Source organism: Psychrobacter sp. ENNN9_III (assembly GCF_001462175.1).
Taxonomy (GTDB): Bacteria; Pseudomonadota; Gammaproteobacteria; order Pseudomonadales; family Moraxellaceae; genus Psychrobacter.
The window spans coordinates 18703-28233 of the sequence record NZ_LNUO01000077.1 but is presented as its reverse complement, the minus strand read 5'-3'; the positions used below and the strand labels follow the sequence as shown (position 1 = coordinate 28233).

Annotated in this window: 7 protein-coding genes; 4 read left to right on the top strand and 3 right to left on the bottom strand. The window is 45.0% G+C overall.

From position 1 onward, the window contains the following. Nucleotides 1-84 precede the first annotated feature (84 nt). Nucleotides 85-1230 (bottom strand): beta-ketoacyl-ACP synthase III, encoded by a 1146-nt coding sequence (locus tag PENNN9_RS05120; protein WP_058368645.1) that lies wholly within the window; start codon nucleotides 1228-1230, stop codon nucleotides 85-87. Nucleotides 1231-1498: 268 nt separating this feature from the next. On the opposite strand from PENNN9_RS05120, the gene pnuC reads away from it, so the two are divergent. The 4 genes from pnuC (at nucleotide 1499) to PENNN9_RS05100 (ending at nucleotide 4316) form a co-directional block, all read left to right on the top strand. Next, complete coding sequence (gene pnuC / locus PENNN9_RS05115; protein WP_058368644.1) at nucleotides 1499-2209, top strand: nicotinamide riboside transporter PnuC; 711 nt, start codon at nucleotides 1499-1501, stop codon at nucleotides 2207-2209. Next, on the top strand, nucleotides 2160-2780 hold the full coding sequence (locus PENNN9_RS05110; protein ID WP_058368643.1) for an AAA family ATPase: 621 nt from the start codon (nucleotides 2160-2162) through the stop codon (nucleotides 2778-2780). The genes pnuC and PENNN9_RS05110 overlap by 50 nt, the downstream gene beginning before the upstream one ends. A gap of 96 nt (nucleotides 2781-2876) precedes the next feature. Next, complete coding sequence (locus tag PENNN9_RS05105) at nucleotides 2877-3803, top strand: DMT family transporter (protein WP_058368642.1); 927 nt, start codon at nucleotides 2877-2879, stop codon at nucleotides 3801-3803. A gap of 138 nt (nucleotides 3804-3941) precedes the next feature. Further along, complete coding sequence (locus tag PENNN9_RS05100) at nucleotides 3942-4316, top strand: MliC family protein (RefSeq protein WP_058368641.1); 375 nt, start codon at nucleotides 3942-3944, stop codon at nucleotides 4314-4316. A 113-nt stretch (nucleotides 4317-4429) separates the two neighbouring features. Here the strand turns inward: PENNN9_RS05100 and PENNN9_RS05095 are convergent, their stop codons facing one another. Together PENNN9_RS05095 and hrpA are read right to left on the bottom strand one after the other, a co-directional pair. After that, on the bottom strand, nucleotides 4430-5029 hold the full coding sequence (locus PENNN9_RS05095; protein ID WP_058368640.1) for a class I SAM-dependent methyltransferase: 600 nt from the start codon (nucleotides 5027-5029) through the stop codon (nucleotides 4430-4432). A gap of 288 nt (nucleotides 5030-5317) precedes the next feature. Beyond that, on the bottom strand, nucleotides 5318-9454 hold the full coding sequence (hrpA, locus tag PENNN9_RS05090; RefSeq protein ID WP_058368647.1) for an ATP-dependent RNA helicase HrpA: 4137 nt from the start codon (nucleotides 9452-9454) through the stop codon (nucleotides 5318-5320). Between the last annotated feature and the right edge of the window lie 77 nt (nucleotides 9455-9531).

The window sequence follows — 9531 nt, the reverse complement described above, 5'->3', positions numbered from 1 at the left end:
ACAAAATTGAACCATAAAAAATAGCCAAGACTGCTCTTGGCTATTTTGTTTACTATAAGGTTTGACCATTAAAAAAGACTGTCTTTAGACCTTACGTACTAGCACTGAACCGATAGAATAACCAGCACCAAATGAGCAAATCACGCCCAAATCACCAGACTTTAGATCATCTTTATAACGATGGAAAACTACCATAGGGCTAGATGAGCTGGTATTAGCAAATTCAGCGATAACGCTCGGTACGATAGCTTTATCCGCCTCTTTGCCCATTACTGTACGTAAAATAAGATCCAGCATATTGGCATTGGCTTGGTGTAACCACATCATCTTAACTTCTTGGGGTTCCAAATCATTTTCTTGTAAATGCTCAAGAATGACCTCAGACACCTTTGGACAGACTTCACGGAAGACTTTGCGACCATTTTGTAAAAACAGCTTGTCCGTTACTGGCTCCTTAATATCAGGATACATTTGCGTTTCGGCTGCCAAAAACTCCGAGCGATCCATAAAGCCGTATTCGTTTTTGATATTGGTTGAGAATTCGGTAAACAGCTTACTGTTTAAAATCTCATAACCTTTAGGCGTATCCAGTTCTTCTACGATACAGGCAGTTGCGACATCACCAAAGATAAAGTGACTGTCACGATTACGCCAGTTTAGATGCGCGGAGGTAATCTCGACGTTGACCACAGCGACACGTTTGGCAAGACCTGACACGATAGAGCCATGCGCTTGTGATAGACCAAAAGTGGCTGCACTACAGGCAACGTTCATATCATAAGCGTAGCCACCAACCATGCCGATTTCTTTTTGAATCTCGATGGCAACAGCAGGATAGGTACGCTGAAAGTTTGAGCAAGCCAGTATGATACCGTCTAAGTCGTTGGCTTCAAGTCCTGCATCAGCAAGTGCATCTTTGAGCGCTGCCGCCCCCATCTCCGCCATGACAGACAGCTCCTCGCCCAAGTTACGATAGGCAATCACTGGCGCCATGATTTCAGGGTCCAAAATACCGTCTTTTTCCATCACGTAGCGTGATTTAATGCCTGATACTTTTTCGATAAACTCAGCAGATGAATGCTGGAGTGCCGGGATAGTGTCATTCGCTATCTCGTCAGCATGCGCTTCGTTATAATTGTCAACGTACTGGTTAAATGACTCTACCAGCTCTTCATTACTAATACTAAAGGGAGGGACATACAGGCCAGTACCGGTGATACAAGTCGTCATGATAAGCTTCCTTGTCTACTACTATTTGGCTTATTAATAAGCATAAAAAGGGAGAAAATAGCGCAAGTCTAATTTCGGTGAATAACTGTAAACTTAAAATCAATGTCTTTATTATGCCTGAATATTATTATTTTTCTAATACTTTGTTACAAATAATCAATTTCATGTCAATAATCGGCAAAGGCTTGCGCTATTGACGCCTACCTACTATATAATTAACCTCATTTAAACGCACTTAATTTTGGCAAGATAATAGCTAGGGAACATAATGGAAGGTCTTTTTATTTGGTTATTTGGACAATATGCCGATTATCCTACACTCTTTATTATACTAGAAATCATTGGCGTTATCTTTGGCGTTGCCAGCGTATTGCTCGCCCGCAAGCTTAGTGTATTAGTCTTTCCCATTGGCCTAGTTAGTACTGCTATCTTTGTGTATTTGCTATGGGAATGGCAGCTATTTGGTGACATGTTTATCAATGCTTATTACACAGTAATGGGCTTATATGGCTGGTTTAATTGGTCAAAAAACAAAGCGGCAGTCAAAGGTAGAAGCAAAAACTCTAACCAAGACGATATCAATATCGAGCATATTCAATCAAGTGATATGCCAATCATGGCGTTATTGGCGGCTGGGACAGCTGCCTTTGTAGCATTGGTTTATTATTTCCGCCCCGTCATCAACAACAACTTTAGCTTTGATGGTGCAGTGCTAGGAATGCATTTGTTTACTTGGGTCGATTATACCGATATGCTAACCACCGCGCTGTTCTTAATGGCGATGTGGCTCATGGCAAGCCGTAAGATTGAGCATTGGTTACTATGGATAGTCGCCGACGCAATTTCAGTGCCATTATACTTTTACAAAGGCCTTACCTTTACCGCATTACAATACGTAGTGTTCACTCTCATCGCAGTTTGGGCTTATTATGAATGGCAACGACGCTACCGCATTCAATCTCACGCAGCATACGCCTAAATCGGTGATTAAGATTGCCATCTTAGGGGCAGAAAGCACTGGCAAGACCACATTATGTCGTGATTTGGCAACGCATTTTGGTAGCCCTTGGGTACCAGAGTATATGCGTATTTATTTACAAGAAAAATGGGATAACGAACAGATGACGTGCACCTGGGACGATCTATTACCCATTGCCCAAGGTCAAATAAAGCTTGAGAATACGCTGGCCCAGCAAGCGGCTCAAGATTGTTTATCTCGCCTAGACACTGAAACTGTTACTGACACTCAAAAATATCTATTTTGTGATACCAGTTTGTTTGAGCTGATGGTTTATTCAAATTGGTATTATGGCGACTGTCCTGATGCACTTACGCAGGCGGCACTGGCACACCATTATGACTTAATACTACTTACGAAAGTTGATATTCCTTGGGTTGCGGATGACTTACGTGATGCTCCTCACGAGCGTGAAGAGATTAGCACTTATTTTGAGAGCCAATTGAATCAATATAATAAAAGTTTTAGGCGTATCGGTGGTGATAGAGATGAACGAGTTCGACGGGTGGTTAGTTATTTAAAGCATTTATGATTTTTGCTTAGGCTATTTTATTAACCATTAATTTATTTTAATAGTCGTTAACCCTTACTATTTCTGTACTCAAACTCTCGTTTATTAGGAATTTTTTTGAAAGCCACGCTATACACGATAATTGCTTTAATAGCTTTTGCTGCAAATTCTCTGCTTTGTAGAATGGCGCTCGCTGAGGGTTATATTGATCCTTGGAACTTTACTATTATTCGCTTATTGGGTGGTGCTGTTTGTCTGGCCATTATCATGAGTGTGCATCAGCGTCTTCTACAGCAGCCAAGTACACCTCATAAAGATACAGATATTTTAAAAGAGACTATTTTAAAAGATAAGGGCAGCTGGCTAAGTAGTCTCAGCTTGGTGATTTATGCGCTTTGCTTTTCGCTCGCCTATGTGGCGCTTGATACTGGTACTGGCGCGCTTATTTTATTTGCCGCCGTTCAACTTACTATGATCAGCTGGGGTATTTATCAAAAAGAGCAAGTAAGCACCATACAATGGGTAGCTCTTTTTATCGCATTCGCAGGTTTCGTCTATTTAATGCTCCCTTCAGCAGCAGTACCCTCATTGTTTGACGCGATGATTATGGCAATAAGCGGTATCGCATGGGGTATTTATAGTATACGCGGCAAAGCTTGCGTATCCCCGCTTCGCGCTACAGGTTTTAACTTTATTAGAAGCCTCGTCGCTATTCCTTTATTGTTTTTGATAGGAATGAATTATCTGACAGGTATCAGTACAGAAGGTGTCATACTGGCAAGCGTGTCAGGTGCCATTACTTCTGGTTTTGGCTATAGCCTTTGGTATGTGGCAATGCCCTTGTTAAAAAGTACTCAAGCTGCGGTTGTACAGTTCTGTGTGCCAGTATTGGCAGCTATCGCAGGTGTATTGTTTTTGTCTGAACAACTAACCTTGCGATTCATCATTGCAACCATAGTGATTTTAGGTGCTGTTTTAATATTTGTTTTGACCAAACAAACACCCAAACCCTCTGCTCAGACTAAGATCAAGACAATTAGATAAATGCTTTTAAATTATCAAACCCGTAGCACTCAGAAACACTTTAGATACTATATTGACGCCAAACAATAACGTTAGATAAATTTATTACTTGTAACATACTGCTTTACATCTCAAACAACAAAAATATTGAGGACTATTATGAAAAAATTATTAGCCGTTGTGCCTTTTGCTGTACTACTAGGAGCCTGTGCAACTAACGCACCAACTACTACGACAGCCCCTACTACCAATACGCAACAAGTGATACAGTCATTCACTTGTGAAGATGATGGCGTTGTGACTGCCGCATATGCAGCCGATGGTCAAGCAGCAAAACTTAACGTTACTCTACCGAAGATTGGTTTAAATAATGCAGACATCGAGGTGAAACAAGCAGTATCAGGTTCTGGCGCTCGCTACATCAATGATGTTAATCCCAAAACGACTTACGACTGGCAGACCAAAGCTGACTTTGGCATTATAACGATCAGCTCAGACAATGGTCAACAATATAGCGTTAACTGTAATATCTAATAGTTTATTGCCATTATAGTCATTGCAATTAGTCAGTAAAATGCCCCACGTAATATATTACATGGGGCTTTTTGTGCTCTATCTTAAATAGTAGTAAAAAGACTGCTCGCTTATTAATTTTTCTTACCGACGAACTGTACGACCGCACTCAAACCATGATGCCCTGTTCCTTCTGTTACCATACGCTGTTTTTCAACACCAATGATTTCTTCTAACTCTGTAAGCTCGTTCTGTATGTTTTTAAGGGAGTTAAAACGCACTTTTTGCGCAGCAGGGGGTCCGCCGACGGCTTCCATATCAAGTTGTTGCTCGGTATAAGCTTCAAGGATAAATACCCCATTTGGTCTTAGCGCTGGGACAATCTGTGTATGGATATACTGACGAACATCCGTAGGCATATGCGCCCAAATAGAGACCATACCATCCCATTCATTTTCACCAAATTGATAATCCGCTAAATCGGCCACTTGAGTGGTAATGGTGACATCTCTATCAATGGCCAGTTTTAACGCTTTATTTAAACCCACATCAGATAAGTCCATGGCAGTAACTCGATAGCCTTGCTCAGCTAAAAATACCGCGTTTCTGCCTTCTCCTTCGGCCAAGCATAGTACTCGTCCCCCTGCTGGTATGCGCTGGAACTGCTCTTTTAAAAAGTCATTTGGTTCTGTACCAAAAACATATTCTGGTTTGCTGTAACGTTCATTCCACATGTCGCTTTCCTTTTCTATTTTATTTAGCATGCTAATTATTACAGTTATAGTACCGTGGGTAAGGCGCAATAGGAACCACAATGTTAAAGATGAGATCACCTATCTTTATAGCTACATGAGATAACAACCAAAGTTCGTGAGAATGTTATTACTCGTTACTTATATAATCTGTACAAAGACAGGATTAGCGCTGTCAAGGGTTATTCATAAAGTAAAAGGCTGGATTAGCGCTTGCTAGTCCAGCCTTTTTTATTGTGTTAGGCAAGCATGTAATCAACGAGCTGTTTATTAACTCGCCTTGTCCCACACCTTGCTTAGGCGCTTCGGCGATACAGCCATACGCGTTTTCATTGGCTGGGCAAAGAGTTGGATACGATACTCTTCCACCATCCAGCGATATTCACTGATGGCCTTATCGCTAGCGCGATTGCCCAGTCGTTCCATGTGTACATCAAGCGCATAGACACCGTCGAGATCCGCCTCGAGGTTGTGCTCCAGGCGTTCGATACGAATCTCTAACGCCTCTAGATAGCGCGGATACTGCTGCCACTGACTGTAGTCCATCCGATAAACAAAATCAGACAAATGCAAGTCCTCAAGCTGGTCTTCGATATCATCGATAGACTCGCCAAATATCTCCCGATCCAGCATGAGTAAGCTCTGACGAATACGTTGCCAGCGCGTATAGACGTTTTTGAGGGTTTTGATGACGCTCTGACCCGTCAATAAAAAATTGCTAACCACAGCCTCAAGCGTCTTTGCATACTCCTCGGGGGTAAAGGGTAGCTCTTCGCTCAGTTCAACTGCCACATCGTCGGCGCTCTCAGGCAAATCCTCACTATGATCAAATAAGACATAATGCTCCTCAAGCGTGGCATCAAGTGTCGCATCAATCACAATGGTCTTTAAGGCTTCCATATCACCCAGCGGGGCAAAGGCCAATTTAAAGATCTTATCGATTTGACTGGTCAGCTGCTTTCTTTTGGCACCAAGTTTGCCTTTGATCAAAGTCAAGACCCCGATACGATGCGCCTGCAGTGCGGCATTGACATCGGTGTATTGATGAATCGATACCGCCTCGCCCGCCTCATCTGCGACCAAGGCAGCAAACTGCTTCATCACTACGCCTGCGCTATGATGGTTTTTACTAAAGGCAAAGTGCTCAGGGAAGTCCGTGTGTGCGCCTTGCTGCTCATTGACCGCTTGACGGGTCTCTTGAGCATGACGTATCTGTAGCGTTTGCAGGTCGCGGCCTTTTTCGATGATGCGGTTTTTGTCATCGACCACGCAGATTTGTGGCTGCAAATAACGATCAATGCTGGCCGGATTAAAGCTCGCTTCGGTCACTGACATAATGCCGCGACGATTTAGCGCTTGGCATAGCTGCTTGAGTAGCCCTTGTCCACCCTCTGGCTGTAGCTCATCAAAGAGACTGTCTGCCGTATCAGGAATCGGTACGATCTGCCGGCGGATGTCTTTTGGCAATGACTTTAGCAGTTGTAATACCAGCTCATAGCGCCAACCGGGCACGCCCCACAGCAGCTCAATGGCATCAAGCTGCGGCAATGCGACAAGCGGCACGCGAATAGTCACGCCATCGTCATCGCTTGATGGATCAAAGACATAACGTAGCGGCAGCTTTAAATCACCCAGCTTCCACACTTCTGGGAAATCGCCTGTGGTCGGTGCTTGGCTGTTGAGCACGTCATCATCGGTAAAAAACAGATATTTACTATCGTTTTTTTCCACCTCAGCGCGCCAATCTTCAAAAGTTTTACGGCTGGCAACATGCTCGGGGATTTTTTTGTCATAAAACTGATACAGCGCCTCTTCATCGACAAGTAAATCGCGGCGACGCAATTTGTCTTCGATACGCTCAACATGGGCGATTTTGTCCATATTGTGCTGCAAAAACGGCGCTTGCCGACCCAAGTTACCTGTTACTAAACCGTCACGGATAAATATCTCCCGCGACTCTGCTAAGTTGACCTGCTCATAGTTGGTCAGCTGCTTACTAACAATAATCAGTCCAAACAAACTAATCTGTGCGTAAGCTTTGACGCGGCCTGTTTTCTTGGACCAATGCGGCTCAAAATAATGATACTTCAATAAGTTACCTGCCGCGGAGATGATCCACTCAGGTTCAATCTTGGCAACGGTACGCATAAAGACTTGCGAGGTTTCAACCATCTCAAAGGCCATGACCCAAGGCGGTACTTGTTTAAACACGGTACTGGCTGGGAATATTTTGGCTTTTTGCTGGCGCGCTGCTAAATACTCACCGCGATTTTCCGTCTTATGCGCGATGGTCGAGAGCAGCCCCGTCAATAATGCGCGATGCAAATTGGCATATTTGACCGCTTTGACTTCCTCATCTTCCACACTAGTAGGGTCACTACTACCCGCCTCTTTTTTATCGCCTTTGTCATCTGCAAGCTTAAGATCCGTGACCATCTGCAGCAACTGCCGATGAGTCTGACTCCATTCACGCACGCGCGGGAAGCTCAGATAGTGTTTTTTGGCAAACTGTTTGCGCTGATTGCCAGATAATTTATTGCCGTCTGCATCCTTTTCAAACAGCGCTTTCCAGAGGCTAAGGTAAAATAAGAAGTCAGAATCATCTTGACGAAACTCAGCATGCTTTTGATCCGCTTGCTGGCGTTTATTGGCGGGGCGCTCACGCGGATCTTGTACAGCAAGGGCGGCGACAACGATGAGCATCTCACGGATACAATCAAAGTCGCTACCTGCGACAAGCATACGCGCCAGCCTTGGATCGATTGGCATACGTGCCATTTTTTGCCCAGTTGCAGTTAGGCGCAGCTGATTAAGGCCCTTGGAGCGCTTGGCAGGGCTGGGAGCTTTGTCACTTTTAGAAGTAATCGCCCCTAGCTCATCGAGCAGTTTATGCCCATCGGTGACCAGTCGGCTATCTGGCGGCTCAATAAAAGCAAAATCATCGACACTGCCTAAGCGCAAGTTGGCCATCTGCAAAATCACGGAGGCAAGGTTGGTACGCAGTATCTCAGGCTCGGTAAACTCTGGACGACCGCTAAAGTCCTCCTCAGAATACAGACGAATACAAACGCCCGGCGCGACACGGCCACAGCGGCCTTTACGCTGATTGGCAGCCGCTTGCGAGATGGCTTCGATCGGCAGGCGCTGGACGCGTGAGCGATACGAATAACGCGAAATCCGCGCAAACCCTAAGTCAATCACGTAGCGAATACCAGGTACCGTCAACGCCGTTTCAGCGACGTTGGTAGCAATCACAATACGCCTACCGCGACCTGACGGCTGAAAGATACGCTGCTGCTCTTCATACGTCTGCCGTGCAAACAGTGGCAACACTTCGGTGTGCTTGGGTCCATGACGCTCAAGCACATCTTGCAGCTCACGAATCTCCGCTTCTGTCGCCGCAAATATCAAGATATCTGCTTGGTCGGCATGACCTTTATTTTGCGCATCGCTAAAGCATTCTTCGACAGCAGCAACCACCGCACGCGGTAGATTTTCTTCAAAATCATCGTAGCTGTCGTCATCTGAGCTACCCACTGGCTCATCGGTCAGCGGACGATAACGTACCTCAACAGGGTAACTGCGGCCTTCGACATTAAAAATCGGCGCAGGGACATTACGCTTGAGCTTACTATCATAACGGCTAAAGTATTCACTAAAACGCTTGGTATCGAGGGTGGCTGAGGTAATAATGACTTTTAAATCAGGGCGTTTGGGTAGCAGTTTTTTTAGATAACCCATGATAAAGTCAATGTTTAGACTACGCTCATGCGCCTCATCGATGATGATAGTATCGTATTTACTCAAAAACCGATCATGACCGAGTTCGGCCAATAAGATACCATCGGTCATCAACTTCACGACCGATTGCGCCGTACCCTGCTCATTAAAGCGAATCTTAAAACTGACGGTATGACCAAGCTGCTCGCCAAGCTCCTCAGCGATACGGTTGGCTACGCTACGAGCCGCAAGCCTACGCGGCTGGGTATGCCCTATTTGCCCCGTGATGCCGCGCCCTGCCAGCATCGCCAGCTTCGGCAATTGCGTGGTTTTACCAGACCCTGTCTCACCTGCGACGATGATGACTTGGTTGTCAATGATGGCTTGCACGATGTCATCAGCGCGCTGACTGACAGGTAGATCTAGGTTTAAGGTCGTAGGCAAATTGTCTGGAATACTATCGATACGCGCTTGCACCGCTTGCTGTGAGCGGGTTTTTATTTTTTCGTATTGCGCACGTTTTTTGCTCATGATTTCTGCCGCTTTAGGCGAGTCGCTTTTGTGAGCGTTGCTATTGGCTGCTTTATTTTTGGCCACAGCGGCACGTGCCAGCTCGCGCTCCAAACGCCCAAGATAATAGCTGTCTTTGGCAAGGACGGGTAAATCAGAAGTATCGACTTTACTCATCGTACCGGCAGCGGCCTGCGCTGCTGTACTTTCGACATCTAATTGAGAATTGTTGTCTGTTTGTATTTTGGTGTGTT

What these genes read in the sequence shown, in the direction of transcription:
- PENNN9_RS05120 (WP_058368645.1), bottom strand. Translation starts at nt 1,230, where the DNA reads ATGACGACTTGTATCACCGGTACTGGCCTGTATGTCCCTCCCTTTAGT.
- pnuC (WP_058368644.1), top strand. Translation starts at nt 1,499, where the DNA reads ATGGAAGGTCTTTTTATTTGGTTATTTGGACAATATGCCGATTATCCT.
- PENNN9_RS05110 (WP_058368643.1), top strand. Translation starts at nt 2,160, where the DNA reads ATGAATGGCAACGACGCTACCGCATTCAATCTCACGCAGCATACGCCT.
- PENNN9_RS05100 (WP_058368641.1), top strand. Translation starts at nt 3,942, where the DNA reads ATGAAAAAATTATTAGCCGTTGTGCCTTTTGCTGTACTACTAGGAGCC.
- PENNN9_RS05095 (WP_058368640.1), bottom strand. Translation starts at nt 5,029, where the DNA reads ATGTGGAATGAACGTTACAGCAAACCAGAATATGTTTTTGGTACAGAA.
- hrpA (WP_058368647.1), bottom strand. Translation starts at nt 9,454, where the DNA reads ATGAGTAAAGTCGATACTTCTGATTTACCCGTCCTTGCCAAAGACAGC.